General features: G+C 60.6%; 19 protein-coding genes and 4 tRNA genes. 19 read left to right on the forward strand and 4 right to left on the reverse strand.

Annotated features, from left to right (window positions below; genetic code table 11):
- Positions 1-143: 143 nt before the first annotated feature.
- The 3 genes from msrB to FHS64_RS06495 all read left to right on the forward strand — a co-directional run bounded on the left by msrB (position 144) and on the right by FHS64_RS06495 (position 2041).
- A complete protein-coding gene (gene msrB / locus FHS64_RS06485) occupies positions 144-623 on the forward strand; it encodes a peptide-methionine (R)-S-oxide reductase MsrB (RefSeq protein ID WP_167176982.1) in 480 nt (159 codons plus the stop codon).
- A gap of 55 nt (positions 624-678) precedes the next feature.
- A complete protein-coding gene (locus tag FHS64_RS06490; RefSeq protein WP_167176984.1) occupies positions 679-1296 on the forward strand; it encodes a hypothetical protein in 618 nt (205 codons plus the stop codon).
- A gap of 151 nt (positions 1297-1447) precedes the next feature.
- Positions 1448-2041 carry a DedA family protein gene (locus tag FHS64_RS06495; RefSeq protein ID WP_341771120.1) on the forward strand — a complete coding sequence of 198 codons (594 nt, stop codon included), beginning with the start codon at positions 1448-1450 and terminating at the stop codon, positions 2039-2041.
- A gap of 79 nt (positions 2042-2120) precedes the next feature.
- On the opposite strand, the gene FHS64_RS06500 is transcribed toward FHS64_RS06495, so the two are convergent.
- From FHS64_RS06500 to FHS64_RS06510, 3 genes are all read right to left on the reverse strand, one after another.
- Entirely contained in the window at positions 2121-5402 is a 3282-nt protein-coding gene (locus tag FHS64_RS06500) for an amidohydrolase family protein (protein WP_167176989.1), read from the reverse strand.
- A 198-nt stretch (positions 5403-5600) separates the two neighbouring features.
- Positions 5601-5675 (reverse strand) — tRNA-Thr (locus FHS64_RS06505).
- A gap of 86 nt (positions 5676-5761) precedes the next feature.
- Positions 5762-5836, reverse strand: a tRNA-Thr gene (locus tag FHS64_RS06510).
- An 84-nt stretch (positions 5837-5920) separates the two neighbouring features.
- Between FHS64_RS06510 and FHS64_RS06515 the strand changes: the two genes are divergently transcribed.
- From FHS64_RS06515 to FHS64_RS06580, 14 genes are all read left to right on the forward strand, one after another.
- Positions 5921-6142 (forward strand): hypothetical protein, encoded by a 222-nt coding sequence (locus FHS64_RS06515; RefSeq protein ID WP_243862836.1) that lies wholly within the window; start codon positions 5921-5923, stop codon positions 6140-6142.
- A 76-nt stretch (positions 6143-6218) separates the two neighbouring features.
- Positions 6219-7511 carry a UDP-N-acetylglucosamine 1-carboxyvinyltransferase gene (gene murA / locus FHS64_RS06520; protein WP_167176991.1) on the forward strand — a complete coding sequence of 431 codons (1293 nt, stop codon included), beginning with the start codon at positions 6219-6221 and terminating at the stop codon, positions 7509-7511.
- A complete protein-coding gene (locus tag FHS64_RS06525) occupies positions 7511-8002 on the forward strand; it encodes a DUF2948 family protein (RefSeq protein ID WP_167176993.1) in 492 nt (163 codons plus the stop codon). The genes murA and FHS64_RS06525 overlap by 1 nt, the downstream gene beginning before the upstream one ends.
- A 4-nt stretch (positions 8003-8006) precedes the next feature.
- Complete coding sequence (locus FHS64_RS06530) at positions 8007-8468, forward strand: UPF0262 family protein (RefSeq protein WP_167176995.1); 462 nt, start codon at positions 8007-8009, stop codon at positions 8466-8468.
- 104 nt (positions 8469-8572) lie between these two features.
- A complete protein-coding gene (gene infA, locus FHS64_RS06535; RefSeq protein WP_003164348.1) occupies positions 8573-8791 on the forward strand; it encodes a translation initiation factor IF-1 in 219 nt (72 codons plus the stop codon).
- A gap of 9 nt (positions 8792-8800) precedes the next feature.
- A complete protein-coding gene (locus FHS64_RS06540) occupies positions 8801-9397 on the forward strand; it encodes a Maf family protein (RefSeq protein WP_167176997.1) in 597 nt (198 codons plus the stop codon).
- Between the two features lie 5 nt (positions 9398-9402).
- Positions 9403-10413 carry a ribonuclease E/G gene (locus FHS64_RS06545; RefSeq protein ID WP_167176999.1) on the forward strand — a complete coding sequence of 337 codons (1011 nt, stop codon included), beginning with the start codon at positions 9403-9405 and terminating at the stop codon, positions 10411-10413.
- Between the two features lie 2 nt (positions 10414-10415).
- Complete coding sequence (locus FHS64_RS06550) at positions 10416-10583, forward strand: DNA gyrase inhibitor YacG (protein WP_341771122.1); 168 nt, start codon at positions 10416-10418, stop codon at positions 10581-10583.
- 82 nt (positions 10584-10665) lie between these two features.
- Positions 10666-10741 (forward strand) — tRNA-Phe (locus FHS64_RS06555).
- A gap of 470 nt (positions 10742-11211) precedes the next feature.
- Positions 11212-12126, forward strand: a complete 915-nt coding sequence (locus tag FHS64_RS06560) for a MotA/TolQ/ExbB proton channel family protein (RefSeq protein ID WP_167177003.1) — start codon at positions 11212-11214, stop codon at positions 12124-12126.
- A gap of 5 nt (positions 12127-12131) precedes the next feature.
- Entirely contained in the window at positions 12132-12560 is a 429-nt protein-coding gene (locus FHS64_RS06565; RefSeq protein ID WP_167177005.1) for an ExbD/TolR family protein, read from the forward strand.
- A gap of 17 nt (positions 12561-12577) precedes the next feature.
- Positions 12578-13291 (forward strand): energy transducer TonB, encoded by a 714-nt coding sequence (locus FHS64_RS06570; RefSeq protein ID WP_167177007.1) that lies wholly within the window; start codon positions 12578-12580, stop codon positions 13289-13291.
- Between the two features lie 239 nt (positions 13292-13530).
- A complete protein-coding gene (locus FHS64_RS06575; RefSeq protein ID WP_424945238.1) occupies positions 13531-14235 on the forward strand; it encodes a M48 family metallopeptidase in 705 nt (234 codons plus the stop codon).
- 94 nt (positions 14236-14329) lie between these two features.
- Positions 14330-14406, forward strand: a tRNA-His gene (locus tag FHS64_RS06580).
- Between the two features lie 79 nt (positions 14407-14485).
- Here the strand turns inward: FHS64_RS06580 and FHS64_RS06585 are convergent.
- Positions 14486-16348 carry a patatin-like phospholipase family protein gene (locus FHS64_RS06585; protein ID WP_167177009.1) on the reverse strand — a complete coding sequence of 621 codons (1863 nt, stop codon included), beginning with the start codon at positions 16346-16348 and terminating at the stop codon, positions 14486-14488.
- Positions 16349-16443: 95 nt separating this feature from the next.
- Between FHS64_RS06585 and FHS64_RS06590 the strand changes: the two genes are divergently transcribed.
- Together FHS64_RS06590 and FHS64_RS06595 are read left to right on the forward strand one after the other, a co-directional pair.
- Entirely contained in the window at positions 16444-16956 is a 513-nt protein-coding gene (locus FHS64_RS06590; protein ID WP_167177011.1) for a hypothetical protein, read from the forward strand.
- 33 nt (positions 16957-16989) lie between these two features.
- The gene (locus FHS64_RS06595; protein WP_167177013.1) at positions 16990-17910 is read left to right on the forward strand and encodes an enoyl-CoA hydratase-related protein; all 921 of its coding nucleotides are present in this window, start codon (positions 16990-16992) and stop codon (positions 17908-17910) included.
- Positions 17911-17954 lie beyond the last annotated feature (44 nt).

The following is a 17954-nucleotide window of genomic DNA, read 5'->3' on the forward strand; positions in this document are numbered from 1 at the left end:
GTGACGGGCTTGCGAGAGTAAACGTCCATAGGGCTTTGTTCTGATGACGTTATCGAGAGATGGGCGGCCTAAGCAGGCTTGGCTCTATCGCGTGGGCGACAGGATACCTATGTTCGTGGCTAGCTGTTTTGAGTGACACGAGCATGAACGATATGACGCGCCAATCCCAAGCCGGTTATGATCTGACCCCGCCCGACGCAGAAGAGCGTGCGCGGCTGGAGGCCGGACTGGATGCCGAGGAAAAGCGTGTTCTTCTGGCGCACGGCACCGAGGCTCCTTTCTGTGGCACCCTTTTGGGAGAAAGCCGCAAGGGCGTGTTTTGTTGCCGCCAGTGCGGGCTTCCACTGTTCAAATCCTCGACCAAGTTTGAAAGCGGCACGGGCTGGCCCAGTTTCTGGGAGCCGGTGGACCGCGAGCATGTGGTCGGTGTGCGCGATGACAGCCACGGCATGACGCGCATTGAATCCCGCTGTGGCCGTTGTGATAGCCATCAGGGCCATGTGTTTCCCGATGGTCCGCCACCCAGCGGTTTGCGCTTTTGTATCAACTCGGTAGCGCTAAGCTTTACGCCCGAGGGAGAGGCGCTGCCCGATCCGTTGGGACGCGGTGACGGTGTCGCCTGATTAAGGCCGTTTTTGGTAGAGTAAACTGGCCGCAGAGCGGTGCGAGGTGTGCGAAATGACCATGATGATTTCTGTTTTGTCGGCCTTGGCGCTCAGCGGCTCTATGGCCGGATCTACACCCTCGAACGATCAGGATGCTGTGGTCACAACCGCGCGCAGCGACGGTGGCTCTGTCAGGATGCCCGCCGAGGCGATTGTCGCGGCCAGCCCGTCCTCGACGGTTTCATCGGCGGGCCAGAATATCGGTGCCGGTTCCAGCCTGAAACTGACCACGTCCCAGCAGATCGATAACTGGCTGTCGGATGATACCCGCCGCGACGAGATGCCGGTCTGGCGCGAAGAAGAACCGCGCCGCATGACGGGCGAGGTCAGTCTGGGCATTGGCTCGCATGATTACAGCCATGTTTCGGGCTATGTCGATCTTCCGGTTGGCGAGAACGCGACCGTCAGCCTCGGCTTCAGCCAGACCAAGAATGGCTGGTACGAACGTCCTATCGGGCGTGACGGTTTGTTCTGGGATCCACGCGATCCCTATAATGAATGGGGTGGGCTGGGCCGCCGCGCGTGGACCACGCCATCGGGCCAGAGTGTTTCCCCGTTTGACGACGGATCGCGGATTCCGCGACACAGGGTCAGCCCTAAATCGGAAAATGCGGATACTCCGACCAATTGACCTGTGACGGATGGCGTCGGCGGCGCTAAGCCGCATGTGCAGGCGAGGGCGATGCCCCTAAGTCGGGTTTCCCGACGCCTTTAGGATCAAAATGGACAGTTTGTTGAGTTCGGTCGCCGAATTCATATCGCGTAATGCGATGTGGGCCGGAGTGATTTTGGGGTCTATTACCTTTGTAGAGTCCCTGCTTGTGATCGGGGCCTTTGTACCTGCGACCGGACTTCTGGTTCTGGCAGGAACCATGATCGCGACCGGCATTCTTGATCCGGCCAATGTTATTCTGGGCTGTGTGGCGGGTGCAGTGCTGGGGGACGCCGTTTCCTACGCCATCGGTCGTCACATGGGCATTCGGGTGCTGCGTCACCGTTTGCTGAAGAACCATCGCCGCAAGGTGGCGTGGACGCGCCTGTATTGCCGTCGTTATGGCGTGGCCTCGATCTTTATCGGTCGTTTCTTTGGTCCGCTGCGGGCCTTTGTGCCGACCATGGTGGGCGTGTTGCAGATGCGCCGCCGTACCTTCCAACTGGCCAATGTGACCTCGGCCTTTGTCTGGGTGCTGGCCATGGTGATTCCGGGCTGGCTGGTCGGCAAGGGGTTGCACCATCTGGCCGAGGGCCACGGCAAGACGTTTGTGGCTGTGGCGGCTGTGGTTCTGGTGGGAGCGGTTCTGGTGATCCAGAAGCTGCTGAAAGCCCGCGCTGTACGCCGTAACCAGATCTTGCGCGGTGCCGTCAGCGAAGGCTGATTTCAGATTTTAGACGGTTCAATAAAAAAGCCCCGATCCAGTGCGGATCGGGGCTTTTCTGTTGGTTCGGACCTACGCCCTAGTTGTGCGTATGGCCGTGGCCTTCGGTATAGGTTTCCAGAGCGGATTCCGTGACCGTGGTCGAATGGGCCGGATTGGTTGCGGCATTGCCCTCGAACCAGAACGGCTGGCGGGCCTTACCGCCCACAGCGTTCATGTGGTTGTCGTACAGACGACCGTTCAGCATGGTGTGGCTGATTTCGCGGGTGTTGCGCAGGTTTTCCAGCGGGTTGGCGTCCAGCACCACCAGATCGGCCAGTTTACCGACTTCCAGCGAGCCGACATCACGGTCCATACCCAGAGCCTTGGCACCATTGATGGTACCGGCAGCGAGGGCCTGGATCGGGGTCATGCCGCCTTGTTGGTACATCCACATATCCCAGTGCGAGCCGAGGCCTTCACGTTGGCCGTGGGCACCGATCTGGACGGTGACGCCGAGGTTGTTCAGCTTGGTGGCTTCACGCGCGACGTTGATGTGGTTCAGTTCCTCGACCGGCACCTTGGTCGGGCGGCGGGCAACGGCATCCAGCATCGGACGCGGGACGTACTGGGTCAGGATTGGGTCTTTCCAGACGTCGGTCGTTTCGTACCAGTGCATTTCGCCCCACGCACCGCCAAAGGCCACGACGAGTGTCGGGTTATAGGCGGTCTGGCTCTGCGACCACAGTTGCATGGCGTCATTGTACATGACCGCAACCGGCACCGAGTGTTCGATGGTGGTGTGACCATCAACAATCATCGACATGTTGTGGTGGTACAGGCTGCCGCCTTCCGGCACGACGCTCATGCCCAGTTCGCGGGCGGCCTGAATGATCTGCTGGCGCTGGTCACGGCGAGGCTGGTTATAGCTCTTCACCGAGTTGGCGCCGGAGGCCTGCAGGCGACGCATGTGGCTGCGGGCATCGTCGATATTGTTGACGACGGCCGTGGTCGGCGTGGTGGCCCCGTACAGGATGGTGCCTGTCGAGAACATACGCGGTGCCGTTACCAGACCGGCACGGGCCAGTTCGCTGTGGGCGAAGAAGCTGGTCGTGTCTGCCGACGGGTTGTGCAGGGTGGTGACGCCAAAGGCCAGCGAAGCGTAGTTGATCCAGCTTTGCTGCGGGATGATGTCGCCTGCGCTGACGCCGCCGTGCCAGTGGGTGTCCACCAGACCCGGAATGATCGTCTTGCCCGCCATGTCGTGGGTGGTGGCACCGGCAGGCAGGGTTACGCTGCCGCGTGCGCCGATCTGTTCGATGCGGTTGCCGTTGATGACGATGACGCCATCCTCGATCACCTCGTTACCCTTCATCGTGATGATGCGGGCACCCGTCAGGACGGTATAGCCTTGCGGGGCTTCCTGTTGGGCCTTGAAGCCCAGCTGGATACCGTGTTCCGGCGGCTTGGGCAGCGTAGCCTGTGCGCCCTCGACGAAGCTGAAGCTGTCCGACAGCTTGCGCTGGAACAGTTCGGGGCCGTGCGACCATTGCAGGGCGCTGGAATCCGCCGAGAAGTGCAGCCACTTGCCCGCATCGTGCGTCATGCGGGTTTGCGGCAGCGCCTTGCCGTCAGCCGACAGGGTGATCGGGCGACCCGACGAGGCGAACGGTGCGACATAGGCGTTGAAACGCTCGTTCCATGCCACCCACTGCTCGTTCGGCGAGACGGTGAACTCTGCAGCCCATTCCGAGATCAGGTGATCGCGGCTGTCCGAGCCATCCATATCCATCGAACGCAGGACGCGCTTGCCGTCCGCCGAGGCGGTGACGAACAGGCGGTCATTGCGGGCACCGAACTGGGGCTGGCTGCCGCTGGCGGTGACCAGAACAGCGTCACCACCGCGTGCCGGAACAGCATAAACGCCGGGGTTCATGCTCCACAGCGGCGTGGTCAGATAACCGCCCGTTGCTGCGCGATAAACAACGGTCTGGCCGTCCGGCGAGAAGGTCGGCTCGACATAGTGGCCCGGCTGGCTGGTAATCACGCGGCCTTCGCCACCCGAGGCGGGGGCGATACGCACGGTACCGAGGTTCTGATCGTTCCACGTCGTGAAGACGATGTTGCGACCGTCACGCGACCATTGCGGCTGGCTTTCGAAATTGTCGGTCTGGCGGGTCAGGCGGCGCGGCGTGCCGGCGGTGCCATCGGCGCGCAGGTCACGCACATAAAGGCGGCCCAGAGCTTCAAACACGACCTTGGTGCCATCCGGCGAGGTCTTGGCGAAGCGGACCTGCTTCACGTCGAACTCGTTGGGGGCCACGTCAACCGAGGCGCGGACAGCGTTCTGGATGGTGCGGGTGTCGTTCACATGGAACGGAACCTCGGTGGCTTCGCCGGAGGCGGCATCCACGCGACGGATTTTGCCGCCCGCCCAGATGACGATCGACTTGTTGTCAGGGGTCCACGAATAGGTCGGATAGACGCCGTGGACGGCCCAGGTTTCCTGCATGTCGCGGTCAAGCGCGGCATAAAGCGGCGTCTCGCGGCCCGATTCCAGATCCTTCAGGTACAGAACCGACTGGTAACGGTCACGACGCACGAAGGCGAGGGTCTTGCCATCCGGCGACGGGGTGGGGGCAATCGAGCCGCCCGGACCGGTTACGAACGGCGCAATGCGGCCGGTTTCACGGTCAAGGCGCTGGATGACGTAGATCTGGCTGTTCGGGTCTTTCGAATAATCGAAAACGCCACCCGGTGTCGTATCGTCGCTGTAGTACAGATAGCGGCCATCCGGCGAGAATGCGGGTTCGCCCGTATCCTTTTGCTGGGTGCGGCGTTCGGTCAGTTGCACGCCCGAGCCGCCGCCATTGCGGTGCCACATCCACATTTCGCCCGCGCCCAGCGAGCGCGACGAGGTGAAGTGCTTGCGGCCGACGATGAACTGGCTGTCGGGGGTCCATTCCGGCTGGGTGATCAGGCGGAAGGATTCGTTGGAAATCTGGCGTGCGTCCGAACCGTCGCGGTTCATCACCCAGATATTGTCGCCACCGCCACGGTCGGACGTGAACGCGATATAGCGGCCATCCGGCGAATATTTCGGCTGCATGTCCCATTGGACACCGGATGCGATCGGGCGGGCTTCGCCGCCGCCGATGGGCATCACATAGATGTCGCCCAGCAGGTCAAAGACGATCTCGCGACCGTCAGGGCTGACGTCCAGCGACATCCAGGTCCCCTCGGTGACGTCGATTTTGACATCGCGCGTCGGCCCCGTCAGGGTCTGGACATCCCATTTGGCGGGTGTTTCCGCGGCCTCATAAGCCGTGGCGTGTGTAGCGACGGCCATCATAGCCGCAGTCGCCAGCAAAATACGCTTCATCGAAGCCCCCCTCTAAACCTCGAAAACTATTCGATGGAGCGAAGCTAACGGGACAACGGCGTGTGCGCGAGGGGGATGCGTCGAAATAACTTCCACATTTGCGGCCCTGATGGTGAAGAATCATCGGGTGAAATGCGAAACCAATTCAGCGTGGCCGTAAAATGGAACAGGCCCCTGTGGGTTTCACAGGGGCCTGTATGGTGCCGTCGGGCAGGATTGAACTGCCGACCTCAGCCTTACCAAGGATGCGCTCTACCACTGAGCTACGACGGCGACGGCGGTATGGGGACCATACCTGTTTTAACAACGAGACAACACCATAAATGGACCGGCCCTCTGTCGGTAAACAGAGGGCCGAATGGTGCCGCCGGGCAGGATTGAACTGCCGACCTCAGCCTTACCAAGGATGCGCTCTACCACTGAGCTACGGCGGCGTCTCGCTGAGGAGGCGGCTTTTAGCCAACGACTCTCGGTGGGCGCAAGAGTAAAAATGCAAGCTTGATCAAAATCTTTGCACAATGTCTGGTATCCTGATGGATATGTCAGATCACGATATCAACGGTTCTCCAGCGGTAGATGCAAATGACGAGGCAAAGCAGCTTGCTGCCGAGGCTGCGCCAGAGGCGTCTGATCTCAAGAAGCAGCGGGCTTTGCGGCTGGCTGCGGCGCTGAGAACCAACCTGCATCGTCGCAAGATGCCGGGGGCTGCAAGCCGTCCTGCACCCAAGGATCAAAACTAGCTCTTTCAACCTGCGTCCGGGGCTTGCTAGATACCCAGTCCACCGGACCACAGTGGTACTGGTTCTGAAGGTTCCCATGGACAGTATTGTCATCCACGGCGGCAATCGCCTGAGCGGCTCGATTCCCGTCAGTGGCGCTAAAAATTCCGCCATCAAACTGATGGCCGCATCGATTCTGACGCCGGAGCCGCTGCGCCTTACCAATATGCCGCGTCTGGCAGACACGCGCTTTCTGGGCGCGTTGCTGCGCGAGTTCGGCATTAAGGTCACCGAAGGCGACGGCGCAGACGGACAGGAAACCCTGTTCGATGCCAGCCAACTGACATCGACCTTTGCCCCCTATGATCTGGTTCGCCAGATGCGGGCCTCGTTCAACGTGCTGGGTCCGTTGCTGGCCCGTACCGGCGAGGCCAAGGTGTCGCTGCCCGGTGGTTGCACCATCGGGGCGCGCCCCGTCGATCTGCACTTGATGGCTCTGGAAGCCATGGGCGCACATATCGAGCTGGAAGAGGGCTATGTGACCGCCTCGGCCAAGAACGGTCTGCAAGGCGCGGAAATCGAGTTCCCCTTCGTTTCGGTCGGTGCAACCGAGCATGCGCTTCTGGCGGCTGTGATGGCCAATGGCACCACGGTTCTGAAACGTGCGGCCAAGGAGCCGGAAATCGGGGATCTGGCCCGCTGCCTGATGGCAATGGGTGCCAAGATCGAAGGCTTGGACACGGACCAGCTGGTGATTACCGGCGTGACCTCGCTCAAGGGGACGGACTGGTCGGTGATTCCCGACCGCATCGAAATGGGTTCCTATGCTCTGGCCGCCGCTATGGCCGGCGGCGAGGTGCGCCTGACCAAGGGACGTGCCGACCTGATTACAGCCCTGACCGATCCGATGCGCCGTTCGGGTGTCGAGGTGATCGAGGAAGCCAATGGCGATGTCGTGATCCGTCGCGATCCGACCCAGCGCCTGCAGGCCGTCGATGTCACGACCGAAATCTATCCGGGCTTTGCCACCGATCTACAGGCGCAATTCATGGCCCTGATGACGCTGGCCGATGGCGAGAGCGTGATTCACGAGACGATTTTCGAGAACCGTTTCATGCACGCGCCGGAACTGATGCGCCTCGGGGCCGATATTACCGTATCGGCAGGCGAGGCGCGCGTGCGGGGTGTTAATGCCCTGCATGGCGCACAGGTCATGGCGACGGATTTGCGGGCCTCGATGTCTCTGGTGATTGCAGGCCTTGCTGCCGAGGGTGAAACCACGGTGGGGCGCGTCTATCATCTGGATCGCGGCTTCGAGCGTATGGAAGAAAAGCTGGGGGCCTGCGGTGCAGACGTCCGGCGTATCAAGGGCGAAGGTCCCGAGCACTAATGACTATCGAGATCGACAGCATAGGCGACCAGCACAGCCATGATGGCGTGCAAGGCAAGGCGGAAGCCCTGCCTCTGCGCCTGCTCGCCGCCGATGCTATCGATCTCCAGATCATGTCTGCGGCCTTGCAGGACGCGATTATGCGTCCTGTCGATATCCGTTGGGAGCGCAAGGCACGCCGTCTGACGCTGGTCTTGTCGCGCTTCTGCTGGGAGTGTGGCGAGACGCGCGTGATGTCGGCCATGCAGTTCGGCGATGTCCATTCGGTCAAGAGCCGCCGCCTGCCACGCGCGCCCGAAGGGGCGCTGGAGCTGCTGGCCATGGACTTCATACCCACCGAAGCGCCTTCGGGGCGGGTGATTATGATGTTCGCCGGTGGTGGCGATCTGCGGATTGATGTGGAATGTCTTGATGCTGTGCTGACCGATCTGTCCGATCGTTGGCCGGCAGGGGCGGAACCGGAACATCCGGCTGCCGAAGAAGGGGCTTGAGGGGATGACTGTGGATCTGACCAGAATCGATATCGATAATGGCAGCCTGCCTGCGCCGACCGCAGAGATCGAGCATGAGCGCCGCGTGGCGATCTTTGACCTTGTCGAAGATAATGTGTTCCAGCCGGAAGGCGGGCAGGGCGGCCCATACGAACTGCGGCTCTCTTCGCAGGACAACCGTCTGGTGTTCGAGATTTCCGGTCAAGATTACACGCGCACCCATGCCATGTCTCTCACGCCGCTCAAGACGGTCATTCGTGACTACGGCCTGATCTGCGAAAGCTATTACGAGGCGCTGAAAGGCTCTTCGCCCAGCCAGATCGAGTCGGTGGATATGGGCCGTCGCGGACTGCATAACGAGGGCGCGGAACTGCTGAAAAACCGCCTTGAAGGCAAGGTTGAGCTGGACAAGGAGACGTCCCGACGCCTGTTCACGCTGGTTTGCGCCTTATATCGTCGCGGCTGAACTCGACTAATCACAGTTTTTGGTGCATTAGAGCGCCCTCCTATGAGTGGCTCGCGTCCAGCCCGCGCGAGCTTATTGCTGTTTCAACGGGCGAGAGAGGCCGCATGGCTAAGGAAGAACTACTTGAGTTCCCCGGCGTGGTCAGCGAACTGCTGCCGAACGCGACATTCCGCGTGACGCTGGAAAACGATCACGAGATCATTGCCCATACTGCAGGCAAGATGCGCAAAAACCGCATCCGCGTGCTGGCTGGTGACAAGGTTCTCGTCGAAATGACCCCGTACGACCTGACCAAGGGTCGCATCACCTATCGCTTTAAGTAAGGACGCGGCTTGTCGCGTACTGACGCACCGGCTCGGAGGCTGATTTTGGCCTCCTCGAGCCCGCGCCGGGTGGAACTCCTGGCACAGATCGGGATCACTCCCGATCAGATTGATCCCGCCGATATCGACGAAACACCGCTGGAGGCCGAAATGCCTGCGCGGCTGGCCCAGCGTTTGGCCAGTTCCAAGGCGGCTGTTGTGGCGGAACGGCACCCTGAAGATGTGGTGCTGGCGGCCGATACGGTTGTGGCCGTTGGTCGTCGTCTGTTGGAAAAACCCGCTGACGAAGCCGAAGCCCGCCGCTTCCTCAAGCTTTTGTCGGGACGCAACCACCGTGTCTTCACCGGAATCGCCGTTGTCGCCGAAGGGCGCACCACATGGCGTGTGGTGGATACCCGCGTGACGTTCAAACATCTGTCCGATGCCGAGATTGACGCCTATGTCGCTACGGGCGAATGGCGCGGCAAGGCGGGCGGATACGGAATTCAGGGACGGGCTGCGGCCTTTGTCCAGCGCATTGTCGGCAGCCATCCTGCCGTGATGGGCCTGCCGCTGTTCGAGACCAGCAACCTGCTTTATGGCACGGGCTGGCGTCCGGCGGCGTAATCGCAATGGCGGCGCTGGAATTCTATCTCGACGAGATGCCCGGCGAAACCCGCGCTGTCGTCACGCAAAATGGCGACATCCACTCTCTATATATAGAGCGCGATAGCGACCGCGCCGAAAACCGTCTCGGGACCCAGTTGATTGGCCGTGTGGCCCGGGTCGAGCCGGGCCTTCGGGCTGCCTTCATTGATACAGGGGCGGGCGAGCCGTTTGGCTTTATGTCGCTACCCAAGGCGGTTCACCTCAGTGAAGGCCAGAAGGTTCGCGTTCAGGTCACTGCAGAGATTCGGGAATCAAAAGGTCCGGCCCTCAAATATTTGGGGGAAGGGCAGGGGGATGTCCGAATCATTACAGCGGGACCGGGTGTCGTGGAGATTCTGCGCGGACTGGCCGGAAGCGAAGAGATCATTACGGGGCTAAAGGCTCTGGAAATGTCGCTTCATGCCGAAGAAGAGGCCCGCAACACGACGATTACACGATCCGATGTCGGTCTGGATCTGGCAATCCAGCGCACACGGGCGCTGATTGCCGCCGATATCGACTATGCCCCGCTGCCGGGCAGGGATTCGCGCAAGGGCCGCGAAGCGGTGAATCGCTTTGGTTTGAACGAGGTGGCGCGCCAGTTGCGATTGAAGCACTGGGGCGGAATCATCGCGATTGATCTGGCGGGCGTCGCTTTCCAGAACGACTACATTCTGAATCTGGCCAAGGGCGTGTTTTCAGGATGGGAAGGCGTCGTCGTCGGTCCGCTCAGCCGTTTTGGCCTGCTGCAACTCTCTGTGCCGTGGACATATACGCCGCTGGACGAGCGGTTCGGCCATAAGGATATGGCGATGCTTGATTCCGTCCGCCGCTTGCACCACGCAATGCTAAGCGATCGGGCCACACCCGTTTACGAACTGGTGTGTGGGCCTGAATCAGGAAAAAGGCTCGCGCCACTGGTTGCAGCTCTTGGCCCCAGGGCGCGGCTGTCTGCGGATGGTCCGTCCGGCCAGTTCATTATCAAACAGGGATAGAAATCATGGCGAAATGCCCGATTTGCCGCCGTAACGAGGCCGAGGCCCAGTACAAACCTTTTTGCTCGCGCCGCTGTGCAGATGTTGATCTGCAACGCTGGTTTTCGGGTAGCTATGCTATCCCGGCCGAGGAAGTTGAATATGATGAAAAAGATCGTGGAATTGAGTGAATTAGCCTCTAGACAGGCCGAAACACTGCCCCTATAGACACACACCTCGCCGCGGCGCAGACGCCCGCAGCGAAGAGAAGATGCCCGGATAGCTCAGCTGGTAGAGCAGTGGATTGAAAATCCACGTGTCGGTGGTTCGAACCCGCCTCCGGGCACCATCTTCCTAAAATGTTAAGATAACAACATTACCCCAAGCGGGACGCTTGGGGTTTTTCGTGTTCACGAATGTTTGCCGTGAAATGGACACAATTTAAGCCGGAAATTTGTGCGCGATTTAAGCGCCTAGCTACCGATGATCTTGCGGCGTTATGGCTGTAACGGCAATTTTATTGCGTTGACGCACTTCTGCCCCTCTTCAAACAGGTAAAAGCTATTTTCCGGCCTTGACGCTCCGTGAGCCGTTCGTCAAAGGGTCTTTAACTGCATTCCGGTCTTGCAGGGATAGGGGGGTGAGTTATGGTTCATCCTGCTGTCCCGGTCTTTGGCGCTTAGGCGTAAGTTTGGGGTACGGCGACGACCGGCGGGGGAGAAATCCGGCGGTGGTATAAGATTTCATTTGAGAGGCGTTCGACTGACGCGGGCGTCTCTTGGGTTCCACGAGTCAGACCAAAGCAGGAACTGGCGAAACATGCTCGATAGCAAGAAGACGAATATCCTCCTGGCCATGGCCGGCGCTGCCGTCCTTATGGCTGCTTCGCCGGCTCTGGCGCAGGACGCCGCTCCGGCCGCTCCGGCCGCCGCAGCCGCACCCGCCGCTGATGCAGCTGCCCCGGCTTCGACTGAAGCCCCGGCTGCCGACGCTGCTGCGACCGCCGAAGAACCGGCATCGCTGAACGAATCCGTTGGCGGTGGCCACGGCAAGCTGACCCCGATCGGCATGTTCCTGATCGCTCACCCGGTCGTTAAGGTTGTGATGCTGGGCCTGGTCCTGGCGTCGATCGTGACCTGGACTCTGCTGCTGATCAAACTGGTTGAATTCGGTTCGCTGAAGAAAGCCACCAACAACTTCCTGGACGCCTTCCGCGGCGCCCGTACCATCGCTGACATCCGTCGCGTTGCTACTTCGGAAGAGTTCGACGGTAACCCGCTGGCCGACATGGCTGCTGCAGCTACCGAAGAACTGGAAGTCTCGCGTCAAGCTGGCCTTGACGTAGCAGGTGCTCACCGCGGTTCGACCGTCGGTCGTATCGAAACTGCAGTTGCTGCTGTTCAGTCGACCATCGCTGGTCGTCTGTCGGGTGGCCAACAGTTCCTGGCTTCGGTCGGTTCGTCGGGTCCGTTCATCGGTCTGTTCGGTACCGTTTACGGCATCATGAACTCGTTCATCGGTATCGCCGAATCCAACACGACCAACCTGGCCGTTGTTGCTCCGGGTATCGCTGAAGCTCTGCTGGCTACCGGTATCGGCCTGTTTGCCGCTATCCCGGCCGTTATCTTCTACAACTTCTTCAGCACCAAGATTGCTGCTTACGGCACCCGTGCCGACGGCTTCCAAGCTGAACTGCTGAACACGGTCTCGCGTCAGCTCGACAAGGGAGCATAAGACGGATGGCCGCCAAACTTTCCGGTTCCGGCGGCGGCAAGTACACCGTCCAGGCGAACAGCGAAATTAATATCACGCCATTCGTGGATATTATGCTTGTTCTCCTGATCATCTTCATGGTGGCGGCTCCGCTCGCCACTGTGTCGGTGCCGGTGGAACTTCCTCGTGCCGTCGCACCGCCGGCTCCGAATCCGCCTAAGCCCATCTTCATCTCCATTCAGGACGATGGCGATGTGTATGTCGGTGACTTCAAAACGTCGGTGGCGACCCTGGGTGAAGACCTTAAGGGCCAGATCGGCAACCGTTCGCCTGAAGATGAGCGGATTTTCATCCGTGGTGACCAGCAAACCCGCTATGGCAACTTCATGCAGGTCATGAACGCGCTGCAGGATAATGGTTTCTACAGTGTCGCGCTTGTCGGCAACGAACAGTAAGGGGGCTAGGTTTAACTATGACAGCTGAACCTACTCAGCATAGAAACCCCCTGATTGACGCACCGCGAAAGAAGAAAAAACTTTCGACGGGTGCCGTTGTCGGTATTGCGGCGTCGGTGATCGTTCACGCCCTGGCAGGTCTGTACCTGTACAAGGCGAAGTTCGAGATCCAGCCGTTTGATTACGTCGATGAAGCTGTCGATGTGGAGTTGATCGAGATCGCGGCACCGCCGCCTCCGCCACCTCCGCCTCCGCCGCCGCCGACGGATCAGCCGCCGCCGCCGAAGCTTCAGGTTCGTGAGCCGGTAATTACGGACATGGCTCCGCCTGTGACGATCAACGTCGAGCCGGTGAAGAAAGATGAACGTCGTGAATACGAAGGTCCTCCGGTAATCACCCCATCGCCGCCGCCGCCGCCGGCACCTCCGGCTCCGCCGAAGCAGTCGGTTATCACGAACGTTCAATGGGCACGCATGCCGCGTCCGACCGAGCGTGATTTCCCGCAGCGGGCTTTGGACCGTGGTGTGGGTGGTTCGGCAACGGTTGAATGTACGGTTGGTGCTTCGGGTCGTCCGGAAAACTGCCGTCCGATCGCCGAAGAGCCGTCGGGCATGGGCTTTGGTGCTGCCGCAGTCCGCATCGTACAACGTGGCCAACTTTCGCCGCGTACCATCGATGGTGCTGCACAGAACGCCAAGTTCACTGTGCGGGTTCCGTTCAACCTCGACTAAGTCGAGATCGAACGAGACTGAAAAAGTTAGAGCGCTCCGGGTTCGCCCGGGGCGCTTTTTCTTTTTTGGCGAATGGGGTTCGGGCACCTAGGAGCGATCAGGGCGTTGGAATAACATCCGTCCGAACAGCCTGTGCAGGAGTTACACAGATGACGCATGTTTCGATGCCGACACCGGTACAAAAGCAGCCTGCCCACGGGCGTCGTCGACGGGTGGCCTTGTCGGCTGTGGCGGGGGCAATGGTACTGGCCGGCTGCGCCTATAACGAGACTCTGGGGCGCAACCAGCTTGTGATTATGGATGACAGTGCGCTCATTCAGGCATCGCAAGCGGCATGGAACCAGACGCTGCAAACCCAGAAGGTTTCCAATGATCGCGCCATGAACGACCGTGTGCGCCGTGTCGGCGACCGTTTGGTGCAAGCGGCGGGGCTACAGAATCGCAACTGGACCTATGCGGTGTTCGACGACGCGACGCCAAATGCTTTCGTGCTGCCATCGGGGCATATGGGCGTAACGACCGGCCTGCTGCGTTTGGTGCGTAATGACGACCAACTGGCTACGGTTATCGGGCACGAGATCGCCCATGTGGTCGGTCGCCATGCCGCAGAGCGCAGCAGCACCAGCAGCCTGACGCAACTGGCTCTGGGAGCGCTCCAGAGCGGGGCAGGCGACTATGCGCAGGCCGTGGGTGGGCTTGGTGGCATCGGGGCGCAGTTGGGCATCCTGCTGCCCTTCTCGCGCAAGCACGAGCTGGAAGCGGACCGTCTGGGCGTGGACTACATGGTGCGCGGTGGCTATCGGGCCAGCGAATCTATCGCTCTGTGGCAATTGATGGCTGCGGCACAGAATCGGGCGGGCCGTCCGGAGTTCGCTTCGACCCACCCGTCGGACCAGACCCGTATTGCAGCTTTGCAGGCCTATATTACCGAGCGGGGCTACTGATTTTCAGTGATAACAAAGAAATAGATGCGTTTGATGAAAAGTTCTCTTGAATCAAACGCTGAGGCTCGCTAGAGAAACCGCCTCGCAGCGATGTGCAGCCTTAGCTCAGTTGGTTAGAGCGCCGGTTTGTGGAGCCGGAGGTCCTCAGTTCAAACCTGAGAGGCTGTACCATTCCACCGCTTCAGGGCGGTGACGCGAATCAAGGGACCGGATGCTGGCTTGCCACATCCGGTCCTTTTGCGTTTAGCACCTATTCTTCTACAGCCTGCTGGGGTTTGCGTTGTGGCAACAGGCGCGCCAGTGCCGAGCGGATCGGCGTCGGTGCTGCGAGCCCTGTCGAGACTTCCGCCGGAGGCGTGAAAGGCTTGGGAGCGGGGCGGCGTAGATCGGCCACCGGCATTTCCAGTTTTTCCAGCGCTTCCTCGGCGGCGCGCTGGCCCGCCTGTACCCCCGCCTCGAAGGCTTTCCATTCGCGGATATCGATGCCTTCCGGTCGTGGCATGATCAGGACATCGGTTTCGGCCCGTGCCTCGGCCAGTTCGGCACTGGTGGACAAGGTTGCGGCGCGCATCAGGATGGAAACGATGGGCGGCCCCTGTTTCCATGCGCCGGACATGATCCAGCGCCACCAGGAGGGCGGGTTTTCCAGTTGCTCGGCATTTACGCCGCGTGTTTGCGAAACATCGCTGCCGATCATAGGGCCGCGATTATAACGGCGCATGACATCGCTGGGGAAGTTCCTCAGAACCGCGCCGTCCACCAGCACCTGCCCATTATGTACAAAGGGCGGGATGACCCCCGGAATGGCCACTGTTGCCCTCAGGGCGTGCCTGAGAAGCCCTTCACGGTGCACTTCGACCTGTCCCGTCGTCAGATTGGCCGACACGGCAAAGAAGGGCAGGGCCATGTCCTCGATCATGACGTCGCCAAAGGTCGAGTTCAAAAGCCGCGACAGCTTCCCCGCCCGTGTCAGGGCAATCAGCGGCAGGGCGATGTCGGACAGCGGGTCGCTATGGACAAATACGTCCTTGATCCGTTGTTCCATCTGCGCCTGTGACCAGCCAAGGGCGGGACCGGCACCGATCAATGCGCCCATGGAAGAGCCACCGATGAAATCGACAGGAATCTTGGCCGCTTCGAGGGTTCTGAGCACGCCGATATGGGCATAGGCCCGCGCACCACCCCCCGACAGCACCAGACCGACCGAGGCCCCCGTCAGGATTCGGGCGATACGCTCGGAATCGGCAGGGTGGTTTTCGACACAGTGGAACCAGCGGCCCGGCTTCATCGCTGTCAGCCACGGCTGGCAGGTGGCGCGGCGCGAGAGCGGTTCTTCGGACAGCAGGATCAGGTCGGTCAGTTGGTGGACCAGTTCGCTATCGCCATTGCGGCGTGCGGGATCGGGAGGCGGGCTGTTGTCGGGATCGCCGACAATGAACAGACGATCGACCTGACGTGCACACAGATTGGCCCAAAGAGGATCGCCCGCCTCGGCGATATAGAGGACAAAATCGTGGCTGTCCTCGACGCGGGAAAACCAGTCCACCGCGCGGGTCATGGCATCGCGGTCGATAATCAGGGCGTGATAGCCCTGTGCTTCGACGGCCTTGTGAACAGCCTCGACAAACGAACGGATGGGCTGGTTGCGGGCCGAGACAAAGCCGAAGACCGTAGGAGCGTCATTGGCCCCTTTTTGGCGGGCGCGCCGGATCATAACCCGCGCCACATCGGCCATCAGGTCGGGATATTGGCGGATAATCTCGAAAAAGGCCTCGCGGGGCAGGGCGATGATTTCGCTGTCACGCAGGGCCACCACATTGGCGGTGTGGGTGGTGTCGGCCAACATGGCCATTTCACCGACAGGGGTACCGGGGTGGACGACGCCGATGAATTCGGCGGGCTGACCTTCGCGCGGGGTAAAGACACCCAGACGCCCCGATTGCAGCACATAAAAGGTATCGGCCGGATCGCCTTCGGAAAACAGACGGTCACCCTCGGTCAGGGCAAACCAGCTGGCCCTTGGATCAAGACTGTCGGCCAGAATACGCGCCAGAGTGACGTCCAGCGCATCAGGGGCTGTATCGGCTGTGAAATGCGATCCGTTTGACGTCACAGGCGTAAAAACCTTTCTTACCACGGCGGGTTTTCGGCAACCCGAAGTCAGCCTAGACCTTTTATCTGAAGCTTATCTTGTTGTGGGGAGGATTTATGAAAACCTGTCTCTTGCGAACAATAGCCGTCATGGCCGTGGCCGGTCTGGTATCGGCCTGTGGTCAGGGCGAGGATTCAAGCGCAGCGCAGGCACCGGAACTGGCCCAGAGCCACGGTGCCGATGTGGCCGCGGTTGCGACTTCCGGCCTAAGCCCGTCGGCTCCGGTATCTGCGGCTGAAGAAGCGGCGGCGGGTGGACCGGCGACAGCGGTCTTTCCGGCGGCCTTCCGTGGCAACTGGGATTATAACGAAAACGGTTGCGGTGCGGACGAGAGCGGTACGCGCTTCCGCATTACCGCCAGCGAAGTCAAAGGCTATGAGGATACGTCCAAGCTTCAGGCCATCGAGATCATTGATGATCTGACGGTGCGCGTGGTGATGGAAAACGAGTCTTCGGACGGCAATAAAGTCCTGACCCAGGTGTGGCGACTGTCGCCGGTGGCGGGCATCAACCTGCGTATGGAAACGCATGGTAAAACCATTCGCGCCCTGCGCTGCGATCCTGTCTAATGGGTGCAAATCCAGATTTAACGGACTTGATTCATGTCAGACCCCCACGATCCGTCTAACGAACTGCCCAGCGAAGACGACCTGAACGCCCTCGACATCACCGATGCCGAGGCGGCAGAGATCAATCGTATCGCCCAGCCTCTGGTCGCCGAGGCGGCACCGGATGCCGATACCGATCTGGTGCTGATCGAAAGCCTGCCGTCGGGCGTGGTGTTCATCACCATCAACCGTCCGCAGAAAAAGAACGCCTTTAACGCCGAGGTGATTGCGGGCCTCTATGAAGCCTTCGAGACCCTGCACGGGGCGGACCATGTGCGCGTGGTCTTTATCCGTGGCGCGGGCGGCACCTTCTGTGCGGGTGCCGATCTGGGCTGGATGCGCGATGCGGCTGACTGGTCGGAAAGCGAGAACCGCGAAGACGCCATGGGTCTGGCCAAGATGCTCAAGGCACTGCACGAAGTGCCGGCCCTGACCGTGGCACTGGTCGAAGGTGCAGCCATGGGCGGCGGTGCGGGCCTTGTGGCTGCCTGCGACATGGCCGTGGCCGTGGACGATGCCCGCTTTGCCTTCTCGGAAGTGAAGCTGGGCCTCATTCCGGCAACCATCGCGCCTTATGTCATCGAGGCGATTGGTGCGCGTCGTGCGCGTCAGTTGTTCCTGACGGCCAATATCTTTGATGCCGATTATGCCGCCCATGCCGGTCTGATCGACATGGTGGTGCCGTCCGAGCATATGGACGAGTTCATCTCGATGATGGTCGATAGCCTGAGCGCCAATGCGCCGGGGGCTATGGGCGATGCCAAGCGTCTGGTGAATGACGTTGTGGGTCAGGACATCGACAACCGCCTCATGGAAGACACCGCAAAGCGCATTGCGCGGGCGCGTGTGTCCAAGGAAGGACAGGAGGGCGTGAAGGCCTTCCTCGACAAGCGCACGCCCTATTGGGCCGAATAAGCCTGTCGGTTGCAGATATGGAAAAGGGGGCCGGTTGGCCCCCT

The sequence above is a fragment of the Brevundimonas terrae genome, assembly GCF_011761985.1.
Classification (GTDB): Bacteria; Pseudomonadota; Alphaproteobacteria; order Caulobacterales; family Caulobacteraceae; genus Brevundimonas; species Brevundimonas terrae.

Excerpts from the sequence above, each read along its gene's own strand:
- msrB (WP_167176982.1), top strand. The coding sequence starts at position 144 with ATGAACGATATGACGCGCCAATCCCAAGCCGGTTATGATCTGACCCCG.
- FHS64_RS06490 (WP_167176984.1), top strand. The coding sequence starts at position 679 with ATGACCATGATGATTTCTGTTTTGTCGGCCTTGGCGCTCAGCGGCTCT.
- FHS64_RS06500 (WP_167176989.1), bottom strand. The coding sequence starts at position 5,402 with ATGAAGCGTATTTTGCTGGCGACTGCGGCTATGATGGCCGTCGCTACA.
- FHS64_RS06515 (WP_243862836.1), top strand. The coding sequence starts at position 5,921 with ATGTCTGGTATCCTGATGGATATGTCAGATCACGATATCAACGGTTCT.
- murA (WP_167176991.1), top strand. The coding sequence starts at position 6,219 with ATGGACAGTATTGTCATCCACGGCGGCAATCGCCTGAGCGGCTCGATT.
- FHS64_RS06525 (WP_167176993.1), top strand. The coding sequence starts at position 7,511 with ATGACTATCGAGATCGACAGCATAGGCGACCAGCACAGCCATGATGGC.
- FHS64_RS06530 (WP_167176995.1), top strand. The coding sequence starts at position 8,007 with ATGACTGTGGATCTGACCAGAATCGATATCGATAATGGCAGCCTGCCT.
- infA (WP_003164348.1), top strand. The coding sequence starts at position 8,573 with ATGGCTAAGGAAGAACTACTTGAGTTCCCCGGCGTGGTCAGCGAACTG.
- FHS64_RS06545 (WP_167176999.1), top strand. The coding sequence starts at position 9,403 with ATGGCGGCGCTGGAATTCTATCTCGACGAGATGCCCGGCGAAACCCGC.
- FHS64_RS06560 (WP_167177003.1), top strand. The coding sequence starts at position 11,212 with ATGCTCGATAGCAAGAAGACGAATATCCTCCTGGCCATGGCCGGCGCT.
- FHS64_RS06565 (WP_167177005.1), top strand. The coding sequence starts at position 12,132 with ATGGCCGCCAAACTTTCCGGTTCCGGCGGCGGCAAGTACACCGTCCAG.
- FHS64_RS06570 (WP_167177007.1), top strand. The coding sequence starts at position 12,578 with ATGACAGCTGAACCTACTCAGCATAGAAACCCCCTGATTGACGCACCG.
- FHS64_RS06575 (WP_424945238.1), top strand. The coding sequence starts at position 13,531 with ATGGTACTGGCCGGCTGCGCCTATAACGAGACTCTGGGGCGCAACCAG.
- FHS64_RS06590 (WP_167177011.1), top strand. The coding sequence starts at position 16,444 with ATGAAAACCTGTCTCTTGCGAACAATAGCCGTCATGGCCGTGGCCGGT.
- FHS64_RS06595 (WP_167177013.1), top strand. The coding sequence starts at position 16,990 with ATGTCAGACCCCCACGATCCGTCTAACGAACTGCCCAGCGAAGACGAC.